The organism is Mycolicibacterium thermoresistibile, assembly GCF_900187065.1.
Taxonomy (GTDB): Bacteria; Actinomycetota; Actinomycetes; order Mycobacteriales; family Mycobacteriaceae; genus Mycobacterium; species Mycobacterium thermoresistibile.
Genome location: NZ_LT906483.1, coordinates 699,929 through 718,402, shown reverse-complemented (window position 1 = coordinate 718,402; position 18,474 = coordinate 699,929). Strand labels below are relative to the sequence as shown.

The 18,474-nt window shown below is 68.2% G+C and carries 14 protein-coding genes and 1 pseudogene; 4 read left to right on the top strand and 11 right to left on the bottom strand.

The genetic code is table 11. The features are described 5' to 3' along the window. From CKW28_RS03315 to CKW28_RS03295, 5 genes are all read right to left on the bottom strand, one after another. Nucleotides 1-783 (bottom strand): alpha/beta fold hydrolase, encoded by a 783-nt coding sequence (locus CKW28_RS03315; RefSeq protein WP_040547211.1) that lies wholly within the window; start codon nt 781-783, stop codon nt 1-3. A 78-nt stretch (nt 784-861) separates the two neighbouring features. Continuing rightward, a complete protein-coding gene (locus tag CKW28_RS03310) occupies nt 862-1,965 on the bottom strand; it encodes an LLM class flavin-dependent oxidoreductase (RefSeq protein ID WP_040547212.1) in 1,104 nt (367 codons plus the stop codon). Nucleotides 1,966-1,994: 29 nt separating this feature from the next. Further along, on the bottom strand, nt 1,995-3,203 hold the full coding sequence (locus CKW28_RS03305; protein WP_003926476.1) for a cytochrome P450: 1,209 nt from the start codon (nt 3,201-3,203) through the stop codon (nt 1,995-1,997). A gap of 83 nt (nt 3,204-3,286) precedes the next feature. Then, a complete protein-coding gene (locus CKW28_RS03300) occupies nt 3,287-4,201 on the bottom strand; it encodes an MBL fold metallo-hydrolase (RefSeq protein WP_003926477.1) in 915 nt (304 codons plus the stop codon). 238 nt (nt 4,202-4,439) lie between these two features. Continuing rightward, a complete protein-coding gene (locus CKW28_RS03295) occupies nt 4,440-6,365 on the bottom strand; it encodes a flavin-containing monooxygenase (RefSeq protein ID WP_003926478.1) in 1,926 nt (641 codons plus the stop codon). 206 nt (nt 6,366-6,571) lie between these two features. Here CKW28_RS03295 and CKW28_RS03290 point away from each other — a divergent pair, with 206 nt between their 5' ends. The 3 genes from CKW28_RS03290 to CKW28_RS03280 all read left to right on the top strand — a co-directional run bounded on the left by CKW28_RS03290 (nt 6,572) and on the right by CKW28_RS03280 (nt 9,649). Next, complete coding sequence (locus CKW28_RS03290; protein ID WP_003926479.1) at nt 6,572-7,222, top strand: nitroreductase family protein; 651 nt, start codon at nt 6,572-6,574, stop codon at nt 7,220-7,222. Nucleotides 7,223-7,260: 38 nt separating this feature from the next. Then, on the top strand, nt 7,261-8,811 hold the full coding sequence (locus CKW28_RS03285; RefSeq protein ID WP_003926480.1) for a class I adenylate-forming enzyme family protein: 1,551 nt from the start codon (nt 7,261-7,263) through the stop codon (nt 8,809-8,811). A 148-nt stretch (nt 8,812-8,959) separates the two neighbouring features. After that, on the top strand, nt 8,960-9,649 hold the full coding sequence (locus CKW28_RS03280) for a TetR/AcrR family transcriptional regulator (RefSeq protein WP_003926481.1): 690 nt from the start codon (nt 8,960-8,962) through the stop codon (nt 9,647-9,649). 58 nt (nt 9,650-9,707) lie between these two features. Here CKW28_RS03280 and CKW28_RS03275 read toward each other — a convergent pair whose 3' ends face one another. From CKW28_RS03275 to CKW28_RS03250, 6 genes and pseudogenes are all read right to left on the bottom strand, one after another. Beyond that, the gene (locus CKW28_RS03275) at nt 9,708-11,249 is read right to left on the bottom strand and encodes an MCE family protein (RefSeq protein WP_003926482.1); all 1,542 of its coding nucleotides are present in this window, start codon (nt 11,247-11,249) and stop codon (nt 9,708-9,710) included. Between the two features lie 6 nt (nt 11,250-11,255). Then, entirely contained in the window at nt 11,256-12,398 is a 1,143-nt protein-coding gene (locus CKW28_RS03270; protein ID WP_003926483.1) for an MCE family protein, read from the bottom strand. After that, nucleotides 12,395-13,786: a virulence factor Mce family protein gene (locus CKW28_RS03265; RefSeq protein WP_003926484.1), complete on the bottom strand. Its 1,392-nt coding sequence runs from the start codon at nt 13,784-13,786 to the stop codon at nt 12,395-12,397. The genes CKW28_RS03270 and CKW28_RS03265 overlap by 4 nt, the downstream gene beginning before the upstream one ends. A 6-nt stretch (nt 13,787-13,792) precedes the next feature. Beyond that, nucleotides 13,793-15,082, bottom strand: a pseudogene (locus CKW28_RS03260) (MCE family protein); the annotation flags it as partial. Continuing rightward, nucleotides 15,079-16,110: an MCE family protein gene (locus tag CKW28_RS03255; RefSeq protein WP_003926486.1), complete on the bottom strand. Its 1,032-nt coding sequence runs from the start codon at nt 16,108-16,110 to the stop codon at nt 15,079-15,081. The gene CKW28_RS03255 and the pseudogene CKW28_RS03260, both read right to left, overlap by 4 nt. Further along, nucleotides 16,107-17,276 carry an MCE family protein gene (locus CKW28_RS03250; protein ID WP_050812052.1) on the bottom strand — a complete coding sequence of 390 codons (1,170 nt, stop codon included), beginning with the start codon at nt 17,274-17,276 and terminating at the stop codon, nt 16,107-16,109. The genes CKW28_RS03255 and CKW28_RS03250 overlap by 4 nt, the downstream gene beginning before the upstream one ends. A gap of 145 nt (nt 17,277-17,421) precedes the next feature. On the opposite strand from CKW28_RS03250, the gene CKW28_RS03245 reads away from it, so the two are divergent. Further along, nucleotides 17,422-18,453 carry an AraC family transcriptional regulator gene (locus tag CKW28_RS03245; RefSeq protein WP_040547213.1) on the top strand — a complete coding sequence of 344 codons (1,032 nt, stop codon included), beginning with the start codon at nt 17,422-17,424 and terminating at the stop codon, nt 18,451-18,453. Nucleotides 18,454-18,474 lie beyond the last annotated feature (21 nt).

Sequence of the window (18,474 nt, the reverse complement as noted above, 5' to 3'; positions counted from 1 at the left end):
TTACAGCCTATCGGCGAAGAATTTCAGGATCGCCTCGTTGACCGCCTGCGGCTGTTCGATGAACCCGAGGTGCCCGGTGTCGGGGATCTCCAGGTAGCGGGCGTTCGGGATGGCGTCGGCCACCTCCCGGCCCAGATGCGGCGGCAGCAGCACGTCGTCGCTGAACCCGATCACCAGCACCCGCGCGGTGATGTTGCGGTAGGCCGGCAGCCGGTTGCCCTGCGGGGAGACGTCCATCTGCGCGCGCAGCCCGGGGGTGTGTCTGGTGGGCCACATCGTGAACATGTCGATCCAGTCCCGCACGGTCCGCTCGTCGTTGAGCGTCTTGCGGGAGAAGTTCTCCAGCAGACGGATTTTCGCGTCGTAGGCGGGCGGCAGCTCGATCCCGGAGGCCTGCAGTTCACGCTCGGCCTGCCGGAAGAACTGACGGGTGTGGTCCTCGCGGCCGCGGGTGGCCATCAGCACCCCGTCGGTGACCAGATCGGGGCGGGCCAGCATCAGTTCCTGCGCGATGAACGAGCCCATCGACACCCCGACGACGCGCACCGGCCCGGCGCCGATCTTCTCGATCAGCGCCGCGGTGTCGGCGACCATCGTCTCGGTGGTGAATCCGTCGGCGTTCTCGGTGGCGCCCACACCCCTGTTGTCGAAGGTGATGCAGCGGTAGCCGGCCCGTATGAACTCGGGTACTTGATGCAGATGCCAGGTCCGTCCGGCGCCGCCGCGCCCGGCGATGAACAGCACCGGATCGCCCCGGCCACGATCGTCGTAAGCCAAATTCACGCCGACGACCGTACCTCTTACCGCGATTTCGGCGTGCGCACGATCGCTCAGCGACCGTACGCACGCCGAAATCGCAGATCACATCCGCAGGCCGCGTTCCCTGAGCAGCGGAAGCACCTCGGCGCCGAACCGTTCCAGCATGCCGTCGTATGGCACCCCGCCCATCAGGAAGCCGGTGATGCCGGCCTCGTACAGCTCGGTGAGCCGGTCGGCGACCTGCTCGGCGGATCCGACCAGCGGCAGCCCGCCACCGCTGGTGATGAAGTGCTCCTCGAGGGCCGCCGCGATGTGCGCTTCGAACGAGGAGCTGTTCAGACCGAGGTAGTGCATGAAATTGCGGGCGGCTTCGGAGTCGCCGGCGCTCAGGATCTCCTCATAGCGGCGGCGGGCGTCCGCCTCGGTGTCGCCGAGGACGACGGTCCCGTAGGTCATCACGCGGACCTTCCGGCCGTTGGCTTCGGCGACCGAGGTGATGTTGTCGGCCAGCGCGCGGCCCTGTTCGGCGTCGAGCAGGGTGGCGAAGTTGATGTCGGCGTGCCGGGCGGTGAACTCGACGCCGGCCGGGCTGGCGCCGGCGTTGAGCACCAGCGGCCGCTGCGCCGGACGCGGCTCGGATACGGCCTGTCTGAGCTGGAACGACGCACCGTCGTGATCGAACGGCTCGGTCGACGACCACAACCGGTCGATGATGCCCATCCATTCGTCGCCGAACCGGTAGCGGTCGGCATGCTCCTTGGTGGCGATGCCGAACATGTCCAGTTCGGGTGTGAACCAGCCCATGACCGCGTTGAGCGCGAACCGGCCGCCGGAGATGGCGGCGATCGTGGCGGCCTGCTTGGCGACCACCACCGGATGCACCGCCGGTGCGTGCGCGGTCGCCGCCACCACGATCCGCTCGGTGACCGCGGCCACGCCGGCGGCCCAGGTGAACGTTTCGTACGTCACACCGTTGGGGTTGAGCCGACCGCCGTAACCGCGCCAGCGGGCGACCGGCACCAACAGGTCCAGGCCCAGCCGGTCGGCCTGCCGGGCCACTCGTGAAGTGGACTCCCAGCTGAGCTCGAAAGCTCCCGGCGCGCTGGTCATGGTGATACCGCCGGACACATTCAGCCCGAACAGGCCGAGCGCGAACGGGTGCTCGTCGAGCACGTCATGAGCCGGGCTCTGCGCAGAAGTGGTCACGAAAATCCTTTCATGATCTGGTGATGGGTCTACCGGGAACGGCCGGTCATCTTGACCGGCAGGGTGGTGAAGGACCGGAACTGGAAGTTCGGGCGACGCGGTGAGTCGCCGGTGATCTCGATCGTCTCGATCCGGCGTGCGATCTCGGCGAACACCACTTCGCCTTCGAGTCGCGCCAGATGACTGCCGATGCAGTGGTGCCGGCCGCCCCCGAATGCGACGTGCTGGTTGGGCTTTCGCCGGACGTCGAAGCCGTCCGGGTCGTGGAACCGGGTGTCATCGCGATTCGCCGACAACAGCAGCAGCCAGATCGGCTCCCCCGCCGGGATGGTCGTGTCGGCGATGGTGACGTCCTCGACGAAATGGCGATAGGTCACCGCCACCGGCGACTCCCACCGGATGAACTCCTCGACCGCCGTCCGCGCCAGGCCCGCCGGATCCTCCCGCAGCGCAGCGAGTTGTTCGGGCTGCCTGGCCAATCCGAACACGCCGGCCCCGATCATTCCCATCGTGGTGTCGAAACCACCGGTCAGCAGGGACAGCACCGTCGCGACGAGCTCGTCGCGGCTGAGCCGATCGCCCTCGTCCTCGGCACTGACCAGCGCCGAGAAGATGTCGTCCGCCGGCGTGCGGCGACGGTACTCGATCTGTTCGGAGAGATAGTCGATGAAGTTCTGGCAGGCGCGGTGGCAGGCCGCGATCCCGTCGGCGTCGTTGGCCTGCGGCAGGAAGATCCGGAAGAAATCCGGTGTCCAGTCCAGCATCTGGGCCCGGTCGGCCTCCGGGATGCCGAGCATCCCGCAGATGACCCGCAACGGCACGGTGAAGGCCAGTTCGGTCATCGCGTCCGCCTCGCCCTGTTCGAGCATGGCGTCGAGGGCCTCGGAGGCGACCCGCTCCACGTCGGCACGCAGTTTCTCCACGGCACCGCGTGTCATCGCCTTCTCGGTGAGCTTTCGCAACCGGGTGTGCACCGGAGGGTCGTTGAGCACCATCAGACCCCGGTAGATGCGTTCGGCCGGCCCGCCGGCGAGTTCCACCGGCACGGTGGCGCCCGGGGGCTGCATCAGCCCGGCGGTGGTCCGCAGCAGCCGCCGGACGTCCTCGTACCGGGACACCACCCAGGTTCCCCCGCCGACCGGTATGCGCTGAACGGGATCCTGCTCCCGCAGCGCCCGGTAGGTGGGGATCGGATCGGCCAACTGCTCTTCGTCGAGCGGATCGAACAGGACGGTCACGTCAGCTCCTCATCACGGCGACTTCGTTGTGCCTCACGGCGGACATTGGCGGACATCGGCGGACACTGGCGAAAGCCCTTCACTCAGACGGCGCCGGCGCTGCGGAACGCGGCCCAGCCCTTGACGGCGAAATCGTCTCCGGCACGGACAACCTCCGCCGCGTGGTCGCCGCCGAGATGCGCGGGTACCAGCAGCGCGTTGTTGTCCGCCGCCCAGGACAGGACGCGGCGCCGAGAGGCCCGTGCGCGGCCGGGATCCTCGCAGAAGCAGCTGTTCCAATCGGGACGCAGGATCTGCACCGGGCTGTGCAGCAGGTCGCCGACGAACACCGCCCGCTCCCCCTCGGACTCCAACTTGAGCACCGACAGCCCGGGTGTGTGGCCGGGTGCGAGTTCGAGCGTCAGATTCGCATCGATCCGGTGGGTGTCGCCTTCCCACATGTCCGCCAGACCGGCCTGCTGCACGGGCAGCACACTGTCCTCGAACATGTTCTGGTTCACCAGCGCACCGCGACGCTCGTGGCCGTTGAGCGGATTCCAGAAGTCGAAATCACGTCTGCTGAACACATACCGGGCGTTCGGGAAGGTGGGGACCCACTCCCTGTCGTGCAGATAGGTGTTCCAGCCGACATGGTCGACGTGGACGTGGGTGTTGATCACCAGGTCGATGTCCTCGGGCCGGAAGCCGGCGGCCGCCAGCCGGTCGAGGAAATCCGTCTCCAGGTGCCCGAACACCGGAAGGTACGGCCGTTCTTTGTGATTCCCGGCTCCAGTGTCCACCAGGATCGTGCGGCCCTCGCTCTGCAACACGAACGTCTGCAGACAGGCCCGCACCATCCTGTCGGCCGGCTCCCAGTGGTCCGGCGCGAGGAGCGCGCGCTCGCTTTCCCAGAACCGGTCGTCGCTGTCCGGGATGAGTTCGGTGCCGGGGGCGAAGAGTCCCTCCCACTCCATCACCCGGGTGACCGTCACCGCGCCGATCTCGATGGTCTTGATCATGGGGACCTCCTGGCATCGGCCGACTGTCGACGGAAGGGACCTGATGTAGGCGACTTCAAACTACCCACTGTTAGGTTCTGGTTCGGATAGTGCATGTGATCCGGCGCACATGTCAAGAGATTTGCCGAAAAATGTTCATACACAGGCGAATTACAGGCATCGGATCCATCGGACACCGCAGCCGGAATTGGTTACCGTGCCTAACTACGGATAGATGAAAGACCCTCGGTGAACGAGCTCACGCGTCGACCGCGACGGCCGCGTCATCGCGCTCGCACCGGTAGTCCTCGAGGGCGGCGCACCGGGTCATCCGCCAGTAGTCCACGATCCGCCACGGCATGGTGGCGACGACCCGCCCCTGCTCGTTGCGGTACCAGTTCGTCATCCCGGGATGCGACCACAGCATCTTGGCGTGCGCGTCGTCGTGGCGACGGGTGTAGTCCGCCTCGACCTCGGGACGGACCTCGACGGTCCTGAGGCCCCGTTCGGCCATCGTCACCAGCAGATCGACGACATACCTCACCTGACATTCGGCGACGGTGATGAAGCTGCCACCGTGCCCCAGCGCGGTTCCGGGCCCACACAGAATGAACAGGTTGGGGAAGTCGGGCACGGTGATTCCCAGATAGGCGTGCGCGTTCTCGGGACCCCAGGTGTCCGCCAACGTCCGTCCGGACCGTCCGGCGATCCGCATCGGGTAGAGATACCGGTGGGTGTGAAATCCGGTGGCGAACACCACCACATCCACCTCGGCCTCGGTGCCGCCGGCGCCGTACACCGACGACGGACCGATCCGGGTGACCGCCTCGGTCACCAGGTGCACGTTCGGGCGCCGGAGCGCGGCGTACCAACCGTTGTCGAGGAGCATCCGCTTGCCGAACGGCGGATAGTCGGGCAGCACCTTCTCGATCAGATCGGGCCGGTCACTCAGTTGCTCCTCGATATAGCGGGTGAAGACTCGGCGGTGACCGTCGTTCGCGGCGTTGATGGACCTGTCGAAATGCGGCCAGTCAGGGTCGATCTGCAGGCTGGGGTGCACCCTGTCGTTGAAATTCCACGCCAGCCGGGCCCGATACCACCGCGCATAGAACGGCACCCGCGCCATGAGGCGGTGCACCGCCGGGTCGATGGCACTGAAATAGACGTTGTTGGGGGCGATCCATTGCGGCGAACGCTGAAACACCCACAGCGATTCGACTTCCCCGGCGATCGCGGGCACCACCTGCATGGCGCTGGCCCCGGTGCCGATCACCGCGACCCGCTTGCCCGACAGATCCAGCCCGTCCGGCCACTCGGCGGTGTGGAACGCCGGCCCCTCGAACGACTCCCGACCCGGTATCGACGGGATCTTCGGCCGGTTGAGCACACCCGTCGCCGAGATGAGGATCCGAGCGGACAACTCGTCGCCGCGGTCGGTGCGGACCGTCCACCGTGCCGAACGCGGATCGAACTCCGCACTGACCACCTCGGTGTTGAACCTGATCGCATCCCGCACCCGGTATTCGTCGGCGACCCGACGCAGGTAGTTCTCGACCTCGTCGCGCTTGGCGAAATGCGTTGCCCAGTCCCGTTGCGTGAACGAGTAGGAGTACAGGTAGCTGGGGGTGTCGACACCGGCCCCGGGATATCTGTTCTCCAGCCAGCATCCCCCGACGTCGTCGTTCTTCTCCAGCACCACGATCCGTTCGAAACCGGCCTGGCGCAACTGGATCACCGCCAACATGCCGGAGATCCCGGCGCCGATGACGATCACATCGATATCCGGCGACGCCGCTCGGGGTGCTGGCCGCTCGATGAAACCCAGGTCCTCCGCGGCGAACTCGACGTACTCGGGTGGCACGTGTTCACCGTTGGCCAGTTCGAGCAGCTCCAGAAGGACATCTCCGGTGGGCGCCGGAACAGCCGGTTTCGCGCCGGCTTCCCAGTCGAGCACCGCCGCCACCGCCGCCTGCTTGATCTCCGCGGCGACCTCCGGCGGGAACCCGCCGGAGTCGTTGTCGTCCATACCCCTGCTGCGCGTGGGGCGATACCGTGCGCCGAGCCATTTCCGATCGCCGGTGAGCTGGTAGAGCACCGGGACGAGGGAGGGTAGATTCGCGTGCTCGATATCGGCGGACAGCTCGGCGGCGCCTCCGGCGGGAACCGCCCGGCGAATCTCCTGCACACCAGCCTCCTCACACAGCAACCTAACTGCGGTTAGTTTATTGCAGCCCGGCAGCCGCCAGCAAGCCCCACCCACCCGGCGTCGAATACCAAGCTCCCGACCTCAAAAGGGGTGTCGCACGACGAGCTCTGCTTGACATGTGGGGGCAGTCACATCACAATCGCCCACATCGCCTAACCGTCGATAGGTCGTGAAAGGGGCATGAGGTGGAACTCGTCGAGGCCATGCGGACCACGGGTACGTGTCGGTACTTCCGTCCGGATCCCGTTCCTGATGAGGTTCTCTACCAGGCCTTCGATCACGCCCGGTTCGCGCCACAGGGCGGTAACCGCCAACCGGTCCGGTGGATCGTGGTGCGCGACCCGGCGCGCAAGGCGGCCCTGCAGGACCTCTACCTTCCGCTGTGGAAGAACTATCTGTCCGGCATCGCCGACGGCACGGTCAATGTGGGCGCGCTGCCGAAGACCGTGCGGGACGCCGACTACTTCGCCGAACATCTCGCCGAGGCTCCCGCGATCGTCGTCGCGTGCGCCGAACTCGACGGTCTGCATCCCACCGACACCGACCTGGGCCGGCTGTCGATCGTGGGCGGCGCGTCGGTGTATCCGACCGTTCAGAACTTCTGCCTGGCCCTGCGCAATCTCGGGGTGGGGTCGGCACTGACCACGCTGTTGTGCCAGGTCGAACCCGAGGTTCGCGAGTTGCTGGCCATCCCGGAGGGCGTCGCCACCGCGGCACACATCGCGATCGGATACCCGCGGGATCCGTTCCCGGCGAAACTGACTCGGCTCCCGGTCGAGGACGTCGTCGCCGCCGAGACCTACGATCAGCCGTTCTTCGCGCCGACGACGGTGTGACACACCGGTCGGGATCCGCCGCGCCCGAGGAGACTGCCATGCCTGATCTCGCCCCACACCACCGCACCGCACTGGGTCGAGCCACCATCGGTGACCAGCTGCGACGCCACGCGAGGACGCAACCCCACAAACTCGCCTTCATCTCCTACGGGGTCGACGGCACCCGCACGACGACCAGTTACGGCGAGCTCAACGAGCGGGCCAACCGGTTCGCGGCGCTGTTCACCGAACTGGGCGTCGGGCGTGGCGACCGGGTGTCCTCCATGGCCCGCAATCATGTCGATGTCGTCGCCGCCTACTACGGGGCGCTGAAGATCGGCGCCGCGTTCGGTGGTGTCAACGTCATGTACCGCGGGTCGGACATCGGTTATCAACTCACCCACAGCCGCCCCGCCGTGGTGTTGACCGACGCCGAGTTCGCGCCGCTGGTCGACGAGGTGCTGCCGGAAGGCATGCGCCGGTTGACCTACGGCGACGAACTCGACGCGCGGCTGAACGACCAGCCGACCGCTGAACCCGTCGCCGACGTCGACGAGAACGATGTCGCTCTGGTGGTGTACACCTCCGGCACCGAGGCCACGCCCAAAGGGGTGCTGATACCGCACCGGAACTACCTGGCGTCGACGGCCCCGGCCTGGGGCTGGGGACTGGGCACGAACCCGGAGGACACCTGGCTGTTCGTGATGCCGTTCCACACGATCGCCGGGATCGGTTCGATGACCAGTCTCACCCTGATGGGCGCCACCCTGGTGCTGCCGGCCCTGATCGAGGCCGGTACGGCGCTGGAACTCATTGCGCGTGAGCAGATCACGGTGATCGCGCAGACGCCCACGTTCTACGCCGCGCTGTCGCAGCATCCGGATTTCGGCGCCCACACCGTCGGGCAGGTCCGCCGCTGTATGACCTACGGCGGGCAGGTGCCCCCGCACGTCATCGAGGCCTGGGCGGCCGCCGCACCGGAGGTGATGTGGGGCACCTACTGGGGGCAGACCGAACTCTCCCAACTCGGCACCGTCGGGTTCTTCCGAAGCCTCGACGACATCCCCGGCGGGGATCCGACCTGGATCGGAAAACCCGTCACCCATCTGGAGATCCGGGTCGTCGACGAGGACGACAACGACGTCGGGACCGGCGAGTTGATCTGCCGGTCCCCGTCGGTCATGTTGGGTTATCTCGACGATCCCGAACGCACGGCGCAGGTGCTCCGCGGCGGCTGGCTGCGCACCGGCGACATCGTCCGCATCGACGCCGACGGCAACCTGTTCTTCTGTGACCGGGTCAAGGACATGATCAAGAGCGGCGGTATCAACATCGCCTCTCAGGAGGTGGAACGAGTCGTCCATCGTCATCCCGACGTCCTGCGGGCAGCCGTCGTCGGGGTCCCGGACAGCTACTGGTCGGAGGCCGTCACCGCGTTCGTCGTCCTGCGGGACGGCAGTGACACGTCGGCCGAACACATCGTCGCGCACTGCCGCGAACACCTTGCCCCGTACAAGGTTCCCAAGGCCGTCCACATCGTCGACGAGTTGCCGACCGACGCGCAGGGCAAGATCCTCAAGCGGGTGCTCCGCACGATGGCCCCGGCGTGACGTCCGGCGAGCGGGCCCTCGGGCCGTCGCGGGGTCTCGCGCGGTTCGGACGGTTGTGCAGCGGGCTGCGGTAGGTTATGGAACGCAGCGCGCTGCGGTGGGCCGGAGAGCCCGCCGCGCACCACCGTGGGTAGAAAGCGAAGAGCAGTTGAGCCAGTCGCCCGACAACGCCACGTCATCGTCCCGCGCGGGGTCCGGCGCGGGGTCCGGCGCGGGGTCCGGCGCGGAGCCGATCGGGCGGGACACCCCGCGGCGCCGGCCGCGCATCCGCCCGGAGGAGATCGTCAGCGCGGCAGCCGAATTCTTCGCCCGCGAGGGTTATGCGAACGTCGGCATGCGCGATGTGGCGGAGGCGGTCGGGATACGGGGCGCGAGCCTCTACCACCACTTCGGGTCGAAGGAGGAGATCCTCTACGCGATCTGTCTCACCGTGACCAAGGAGCCCAATGAGCTCAATCTGCCGCTGCTCGATGCCGCCGGGACACCGGCGGAGCGGCTGTCCGCGCTCATCCGCGCTCATCTGGAACACCTGATCCGGCGCCGGGTCGAACACCTGGTGGCGCTGCACGACATCAACTCGCTGACCCCCGAGCACCGCGCGATCATCGACGATCTGCGTCGCTACTACCAGCGCCGGGTCCGCGATGTGATCGTCGCCGGGGTGCGCTCGGGTGAATTCGACGTGCCGGATCCGAAGCTGGCGGCCCTGCTGATCCTCGATGCGCTCAACGGGGTCAGCGGATGGTTCCACCCCGACCGCGGTCACTCGCTGCCCGACGTCATCGCGGCCTACACCGAGATGATCGTGGAACGGGTCTTGCGGGCCCGCATTTCCTGACGCGTCGTCGCGATTTCGGCGTGCGCACGATCGCTGAGCGACCGTATGCACGCCGAAATCACCGTGGGGCGAGCATGGACTTCCAGGCGTCCCCGGTGTCGCCGCTGGAATCCTCGAGCCGGTAGCGCACCCCGTCGGGGCCGATGACCTCACCGCGGGCCGGGTGGAAGGTGGCGTGCGCCGGCGTGTAGACGCACGGGTTGGGTTGCCGGCCGTCGCAGCGCACGGTGCCCTGCCCGGGCGGGGTGAGCGGGTCGCTGCGGGGCAGCGGCGGTGGGGGGAGCCGATCGGCCGGGAGCGGATGCTCGCCGGTGTTCACCGTGGGTGCGGGGATGACCCGGCCCGGCTCGACGGGTTGGTCGCAGCGCGCGCCCGGCGCCGGACAGGTGCGGATCTGACCGGGTTCGCCGTACCACGGGTTGGTGCCGGCCGGCACATACGGTTCGTCGCTGCGACACTCCTGCGGCGTCGCGGCCCGCTTGCCGGGCACGTCCGCGCACGGATAGTTGCGCGCGCCCCGCACCACGTTGTCGGCGTCCTTGGGGATCTTGCAGTACGACAACCGGTCCGGAAGCGGAGCCCGGGTGGTGTCGGCGGGCGACCGCCACTGCGAGGCCGGCACGAAACCGCTGAAGCATGGCGGCGGCTGGTTGACCGCGAGATTGAAATGCAGCAGCGCCTGCCCCGGGAACGGTGCGGCGACGGTCTGCGCGACGGCGGCGCCCTGCGGCAGGATGACCAGCACCTGTTCCACCCCGTCGTGGTAGCGCTTGAGCATGTCCAGCACGATGGTCAGGTTGGCCAGCGTCTGCGGCAGCCCGTCCCGGACTTCCTCGAGCACGCCGTGGACGGCCCGCGCGGTCGGTGCGGCGTCGCGCAGGCTGCGCTGCAGCGCCGCATCGTGTTCGGCAGCCTGCGCGGCGAGCTCGTCCAGCTGCGCCGACCAGGCCGCGATGTCGGCTCCCGATTCGACCTGGCTGTCGATGATCGGCCCGGCGTGGGTGATGACGTCGCCGACGGCGGGCCGATACGCGCGGAAGTCGGCGACGACGCTCTGGGTGGCGTCCACCAGCCGGTACAGTGTGGGCCCCAGACCGGCGACGGCCGAGCTGGTTTCGTCCAGCAGCGACGCGATCCGGTCCCGCGGCAGCGCAGCCAGCGCGCGGTCGACGGTGTCGAGCGCCGGACCTATCTCGGCGGGCACCGTGGCCTCGGTGATGGTGTCGCCGTCCGACAGGTACTGTCCGCCGCCGTCGGTGGCGACCAGGTCGAGGTACTGCTCGCCGATCGCCGACACCGAATGGACGTTGGCGGTGACGTCGACCGGGATCCGGTACCGCTCGGAGATGCTCATGGTGGCCCGGGCGCCGCGTTCGGTCGGCAACACCTCGGTGACCTTGCCGATCGTCACCCCGTGGTAGGTGACGTTGGCGGTGGCGTACAACCCGCCCGAGGAGGGCAGTTCGGCGTACAGGGTGTACTGACCGACGCCGAGCAGCGCCGGGACCCGTAGGTAGTACCAGAGCAGGGCGACCACGGCGACGACGGTGAGCGCGCCGAAGATCGCCAACTGGATTCGCACGATCCGGGTGATCTGCATGCCCGCTCACTCCGCCCGCTCGATGAGTGGCCCGCCGGGCGCGTCCAACGGGTTGGGGGTGAACCGGATGTCGGGCAGCATGGTGTCCGGGTCGCGGCCCCAGGACTGTTCCAGCGCCCGCAGCGCCCCGGAGAACCCGGTGCCGGTGAGGAAGCCGTTGTCCAGGGTGCTCAAGGTGAGGTCGAACGTTCCGGACAGGTTGATGTAGTCGCCGCGGACCACCTTGTCGACGTTGTCGATGGTGAACGGCAGTGTCAGCAGCAGCTGCAGCGCCTCGGGCAGATACGGTGCGGCACGGGCTAGTTCGCGCAGCGGTCGTTGCAGCAGCCGCAGGTTGGTGTGCAGATCGGCGCGGGCCGCGGTGAGCGCCTCGTCGGTGATGTGGGCGAACCGGCCGAGCGCTTCCATCCCGTCGACGAACAGTTCGCGTTGCGCGGCGAAATGCTCGATCAGCGGCGGCACCTCGGTCAGCACCCGCTCCAGCGTGGCCGAGCGCTCGGCGACGACTCCGGCCAGCCGGCGCGTCGAGCTGATCGCACGGTCGATCTGATCGATCTGATCGTTGAGGCTCGCGGTGAAAACCGCGAGCCTGTCGAGGAATTCGCCGATCTGCTCGGCGTTTCCGGACAGCATCGCGTGGACCTCGTTCTGAAGGTATTCGAGGTTGCCCACCCCACCCCCGCGCAACACCGTGGCGATGCCCGCCAGGGTGCGTTCGGTGGTCGGGAACGCCGAGGTGTGTCGCAGCGGGATGGTGTCGCCGTCGCGCAGCGGCTCCGGGGCAGGTTCGGCGGGTGCGGCCAGTTCCACGTGCTGGGTGCCCAACAGGCTGGTCTGCCCGATCTTGGCGGTGGCGTTGCGCGGCAACCGGACCGCCGGATCCAGGGAGATCGTCAGCGTGCCGACCCAGTCGACCAGGTCGATGGACCGCACCGTGCCGACGTACACGTCGGCCACCCGCACACGGCTGTTGACGTTGAGCGCCAACGCATCCTCGACCTGCACATAGACGGTGTAGGAGCCGGGTCCGGTGCCCGGACCGCTCGGCAACGGCACGTTGGCGATTCCGCGCCAGGACCCGCACGACGTGAGCGCGACGATCACCGACAGCGCCGCCAGCAGCCGGGCGGCCCGGCGCAGCGCGCTCATCGGCCGGCCTCCGCGGTGCCCATCAACGCCGCCAGATCATCCGGGGCGATCATCTTGCGGGTGTTCGGATGCAGTTGCAGCCCGGCCATTCCCGGTGCGATCTTCCAGCCCGGCTCATGGTTTCCGTGTGAGAACAGGGTGTCGCGGGCCCACACCCCGGGGACCGTGGTGTCCTTGAAACCGGGCGGCGGCCGCAGCCGTTCCTCGGAGTAGGCGATCTGGTTCGGCAGCGTGGAGGCGGTGTTGAACAGGTTCATCCCGAACGGTGCGTAGTTGAACTTGATCGCGTCGAGGATCGGTGTCAGATACTGCGCGCACAGCTCCGCGGACTCCTGGTAACCGAGCCGGCCGGCGGCCTGGATGCTGCTGCAGAAGAACTGCAGCGGGTTGGCGAACGTCACCACCGGCACACCGGTCAGCGTTCCGTGCGCCGGTTCGTAGATGTTGATCAGATTCGCCGCGAGATTCGGCAGCACGTGCAGCGCGGTCTCCAGCCCCTCCCGCGGCTCGGGCTGCATGATCGCGGTGGTGGTGATCGCGAGGTTGTTGACGTCGCGGGCCAGCACCGAGCCGTTGTCGTCGATGAACGCACGGGTGACCGCCAGAACGTGGTCGATCCGCCGAATCGCCTCGGCCAGTTCCTGATCGGAATCGGTGAGTTTGGCGGTGAATTCGGCGAGGTCGCGGTTGAGCGCGACGAACTGGCGGTTGTTCTTGTGCAGTGCGTTGACGAACTCCGCCAGGCTGGTGACCACACCGAAGAAGTCGTCGCTGCCCTTGTGCAGCGCGGTGAGCGCATCGGCCAGGCCGGTGAGCGTGGTGTTGATCTGCGCGCCGCGGCCGGCCAGCCCGTCGGCGAAGGATTCGACCACCTCTCCGAACGGCCCCCTGGGCTGGTCGTCGGTGGGGCCGAGCCGGCTGACGATCTCGGTGATCTCGTTGCGCAGATCGTCCCATTCCACCGGAACCTCGGTGCGGTCCAGCGGGATCACCGCACCGTCGGCCATGGTCGGGCCGTCGGTGTAGGTGGGGGTGAGCTGGATGGAGCGCGACGCCACCAGGCTCGGGTTGAGCACCACCGCTTTGGCGTCGGCCGGAACCGGATAGCGGTTCTGGAAGTGGAAGGTGACCTTCATGAGGTCGCCCTCGGGTTCGATGCTGTCGATGGTGCCGACCCGGATTCCGGCGATCTGCACCTTGTCCCCCGGATACAGCGCGTTGGTCTGGTGGAAGTACGCGGTGACGGTGGTGGTGGTCAGTGCCCGGTACAGGCGCCAGCCGGCGTAGCCGCCGACGACTGCCAGCGCCGCGACCAGCACGGTTGCCACCAGGGCGATCCGGGAGATCCGCGGGAGTCTCAGCCGGTGGATGTCGAAGATCGTCGCCACGGATCAGCCTTCCGTCTTGGTCGGTGCGGTCAGCACGGCGGGTGGGCCGAAGCCGCCGGGGACCGGCCCGAACGGCCCCTGGTCGACGGCGGCGCACGGCAGCGGGTTGTCCGGGCGGGGCAGCCCGTCCGGCGGTGGGGTGTAGGAGCACGGCGCGCCGGGCACCACCGCCGGTCCGGGATGTTCGGGGGTGCCCTCCCGCACCGGCGGCGCCGGCGGCGGGGCCCGGTTGGGTTGCGGGGCGCCATTGGGATCCGGCCACTGGAACACCGGCAGCCCGGCGTCCCGCCAGAAGTTCTCCGGGTCGATCCCCCGCTCCTTGAACGCGGCGTCGACGAACGGTTGCATGATCTGCCCGGGAACCAGGTTGGCCACCAACGCCTTGAAGTACGGTCCGCTGCCGAGCGCTTCGGACAGCCCGGCCGAGTAGTTGCGCACGATGGACAGCAGTTCGGCCAGATCGTCTTTGCGGTCGGCCAGCAGATCGGTCACCGACTGCAGCTGCCGCAGCACGTGCCCGAGGTTGGGATTGTCCTCGATGAGGCCGGCCACCTGCTCCGATACCGCCGACACCCGTTCCAGCAGTTGGGAGATCGCGGCGCCGCGTTCGTTGACCGCGGCCAGCAGCTCGCGGGCGTGGATCAGCAGCCGGTTGACGTCGGCGCTGCGTTCACCGAACACCGCGGCCAGATCGTTGGCGCCGGCCAGCAGTTCGGTGAACTGCTCATCGCGTTGTCCGATGACGTCGGACAGGTCGGCCACCCCGCGCAGTGCCGCGCCGAGATGTGGGGTGGCCTGGTCGACGGTGTCGGCGAGCACGGTCAACGATTGTTTGACGGTGTCGATGTCCCACCCCGACGCCGCCGTGGACACGTCGAAGAACGCGTCGTAGATCTGGTACGGCTCGGTGCTCTGACCCACGGGCAGCACCTGGTGCGGTTTGAGCTCCTCGCTGCCGTGGGGATCGATCTCCAGCACCTTCATGCCGAGGATGGTGTTGGTGCGGATGGCCAGCCGGCTGTCGGTGCCGATGGTGTGGCCGCCCAGGTTGAAGCCGACCACGACCAGCCCGTCGCGCAGCGCGGTCGAGGTCACGGTGCCGACGTCCACCCCGTCGATGCGGACCTTGTCGCCGGGGTTGAGCCCGGCCGAGTCGGTGAACTGGCCGTAGTAGGTGGCCTGGGCGAACAGCATCGGGATGCTGGAAAGGCTCTGTCCCACACCGAGCAGCAGCACGCCCAGGAGGATGCCGATGATCCCGGTGCGGGCCCGGTCGGAGACTTCGATCGCTCTCATTTCGGTGTGCACCGTCCGCTCGGCTGATGGGTGATCCGCACCGTGCGCACCGGCCCGCCGGGCTGAAGACCGTTGAGCTTGAGATTGAGGTCGCACAGGTAGAAGTTGAAGAAGTCGCCGTAGATGCCGCCGGCCCGGCCGATGGTCTTGAACGCCTCCGGCCAGCGGATCAGCAGATCATCGAGGTTGGAGATGTCGTCGATCAACGGCTGGGCCACGTTCTCGAGGTGGCCGACGGTGTCCTTGAGCACCGGGCGTTCGTCGGCGAGCAGATCCCCGACGGTGCCGGCGGCGTCGCTGATGTGGGCGACCGCGTCGGCGAGCGGGTCGGCCCGGTTGCGCAGCGCGGTGATCAGCGTTTCGAAATCGGCCAGGGTGTCGTCGAACTCCTCCTGATAGCGCACCGTGGTGTCGAGCACGACGTTCAGATCGGCGATGAGTTCGCCGATGGTCTGGTCACGTTCGGCCAGCCGGCTGGTGAGTTGTGCGGTGTGGTCGAGGATCTGGCCGAGGGTGTCGCCCCGGCCCTCCAAGGCGACGACGATCGACTCGGCGATGCTGTTGACCCTGCCCGGATCGAGCGATCGCAGCAGCGGCCGGAAACCGCCGATCAACGCATCGAGATCGAGCGCCGGCCGGGTCCGTTCGACGGGGATCGTCGAGCCGGGCGGCAGCGGCCGGCGATCCGTGCCCGGCTGCAACTCCAGATAGCGGTTGCCGATCAGGTCCTGATAGCGGATCGCCGCGGTGGTGGAGGCGAACAGCGGCACCGTGTGGTCGACGGCGAACTCGACGCGCACCGGGCGGTCGCCGCCGCCGACGGTGACGCTGACCACCTTGCCGACCTCGACACCGGAGGCCCGGACGAACTGACCGGCGCGCAGACCGCTGACATTGCTGAACTCGGCGGCGTAGCGGACGGTGCGGTCGAACCGGACCTGCCCGAACACGACGATGATCAGCGCGGTGAACAGCAGCAGGATCGCCGAGAAGATGCCCAGCCGGACCGCCACCCCGGTGATTCTCATGGGTTGATGGTGTCCTCTCCGCCCTGCCGGCCCCAGACGTATTCGGCGACGATCGGCCGGCCGAGTTCGAAATGGTTGTACGGCGCGATCGAGGCGCCGGTGTCCATGACCAGCCACGGCGCCGGCCACAGCTCGCGGGTGATCTCCTGCCAGCAACCGGGTCTGCCGCCGGGGCCGCCCTTGGCGTTCACCCGCGGCAGGTTGTCCGGATACAGATAGCGGTTCTCCGCTCCCAGCAGCGAACTGTTGGTGGCCAGCGAATATCCGTTGTCGCCCAGCGCGGACCGCACCGCGGGCGCGGCGCGGGCGATGTTGCGGACACCGCAGAACAACGCCGGGCTGTGCCGGTCCAGCAGCCGGGCCGACACGGTCAGATCCGCGGCGCCGCGGATCAGATACGGCGCGCCCCGTTCGAAGACGTCGGCGCCGGTGTCGCCGAAGCCGATCGCCGCGGTCAGCGCGTTGTCGAGATCGTCGCGTTGCCGGAATACCGTCTGCGCCGTGGTGGCGGCGTCGTCCAGGAAGCTCCACAGGTTCGGGGATGCGGCGACGTAGATGTCGGCGAGGTCGGCCAGCGCGACGACGTCATGCCGGATCTGCGGCATGCGGGCGTTCAGGTCGGCCAGGATCGCGTTGCCGTCGACCAGCGATCGCCCGAAGTCGGCGCCCAGACCGTCGAACGCGTCGGCCAGCGCGGTGAGGGTGGCGTTGAGTTTGACCGGATCGATCTTCTCCGACAGCGAGGTGATCGTCTCGAACAAGGTGTTGAACTCGGTCGTCACCGCGGTCGCGTCGATCGGACGGTCCGGGCTGATCCGGGCCGCCGCCGGCTGGGGCGGGGCGGTCAACGCCACGTACTTATTGCCGAACACCGTGGTGGCCTTGATCTCTGCGTGCACGTTGGCCGGGATCAGTTCGACGAACCGGGGCTCGACGTCGAGCCGGAACTCCGCCAGGGTGTCCCCGTTGCCGTCGACGGCGGCGATCTCGGCGACCCGGCCGATCTGCACACCGTTGTAGGTGACCTTGGCGCCCGGCTCCATCACCAGGCCGGCCCGCGCCGCCAGCATGGTCAACGGAGTCACCGGGGTGAACGCACCGCGGAACTGTCCCCAGACGAGTGCGACGGCGGCCGCCAGCAGGATCAGCAACAGTGCGCCGAGCATCTTGTACCGTGGGCGGCGGCGCTGATCCTCCTGCAGGATGGTCAATTCGACCGGCTCCCCTCCGTATCACCCGGCCCTGACGTTAGGTGAGCGCCGATCCGGGCAAAATGACCGAAACGGCCATTCGGCTTGATACGTTCGGACAGTGCGTCGCGACGATCGGGCGTGTGGGCGGTTCTGGAACCTCCCGCGGCCGCCGGTGGCCGCGGCCGACCTGATCGACACCGCCGTCGAGGCGGGCATCCCCGCCGACCGGTGTCTGCGCGGAACCTGGCTCACGCGGTCGGATTTGGCCGCCGCCGACCGGCTGATCACCGCCGAGCAGGAACTGCGGATCGTGCGCAACGTGCTGGCCGCGACGGAACACCCCACCGCGCTGGCCGGTTCGGCCGGTGCGCGCTATCAGTTGCCCCGGGCCGGGTTCCTCGGCTTCGCTCTGCTTTCCAGCAACACCCTCGGCGACGCCATCCGGGTCGGCATCCGGTTCTGGCGGCTCACATCGGTGTTCGAGCGGGTGACGTTGGAGGTGAACCGTCAGACCACCGCCATCGTGCTCGATGACCGCGACGTGCCGGCCGATGTGCGGCAGTTCCTGGTCGAACGCGACGCCGCCACGATGGTCGGCGTCACCCCGGCGCTGCTGGGCGGCCCGCTGCCGGATGGGGTGCGGATGTCGTTGCGCCGCAGACCCAACGGCGATGCAGCGGTCGAGGAGTTGGTGGACGTCAGCTACGGCGCCGACCGCAACGCCATCACCTTCCCCACCGCGCTGCTGGACCGCCCGCTGGCGGCGGCCAATCCGGCGGTGGCCGCCCAGTGCATCGCCCAGTGCGACGAACTGCTGGCCCGGCACCAGGACGAACCGACGGTGGCGAGCCGGGTGCGCCGACGGCTGGCCCGTGATCCGGGCGCGGTGCCGCTGATGCGGACGTTGGCCACCGAGATGGGATTCACCGAACGGACCCTGCGACGTCGGCTGGCCCGCGAGGGCACCGGCTACCGGTCACTGATCGACGAGGTGCGGGGTGCCAGGGCCGCCGATCTGCTCAGCGGCGGGGCGACCGTGAAACAGGTTGCCCAGCAACTCGGTTACTCCGAGCCGGCGGCGTTCCACCACGCCTTCGTGCGCTGGCACGCCCTCCCTCCGGCGCGATTTCGGCGTGCTGACGTTCGCTGAGCGGACGTACGCACGCCGAAA

Coding starts and splice junctions, on each gene's coding strand:
- CKW28_RS03300 (WP_003926477.1), bottom strand. CDS start 4,201: ATGATCAAGACCATCGAGATCGGCGCGGTGACGGTCACCCGGGTGATG.
- CKW28_RS03285 (WP_003926480.1), top strand. CDS start 7,261: ATGCCTGATCTCGCCCCACACCACCGCACCGCACTGGGTCGAGCCACC.
- CKW28_RS03275 (WP_003926482.1), bottom strand. CDS start 11,249: ATGCAGATCACCCGGATCGTGCGAATCCAGTTGGCGATCTTCGGCGCG.
- CKW28_RS03270 (WP_003926483.1), bottom strand. CDS start 12,398: ATGAGCGCGCTGCGCCGGGCCGCCCGGCTGCTGGCGGCGCTGTCGGTG.
- CKW28_RS03255 (WP_003926486.1), bottom strand. CDS start 16,110: ATGAGAATCACCGGGGTGGCGGTCCGGCTGGGCATCTTCTCGGCGATC.
- CKW28_RS03250 (WP_050812052.1), bottom strand. CDS start 17,276: ATGCTCGGCGCACTGTTGCTGATCCTGCTGGCGGCCGCCGTCGCACTC.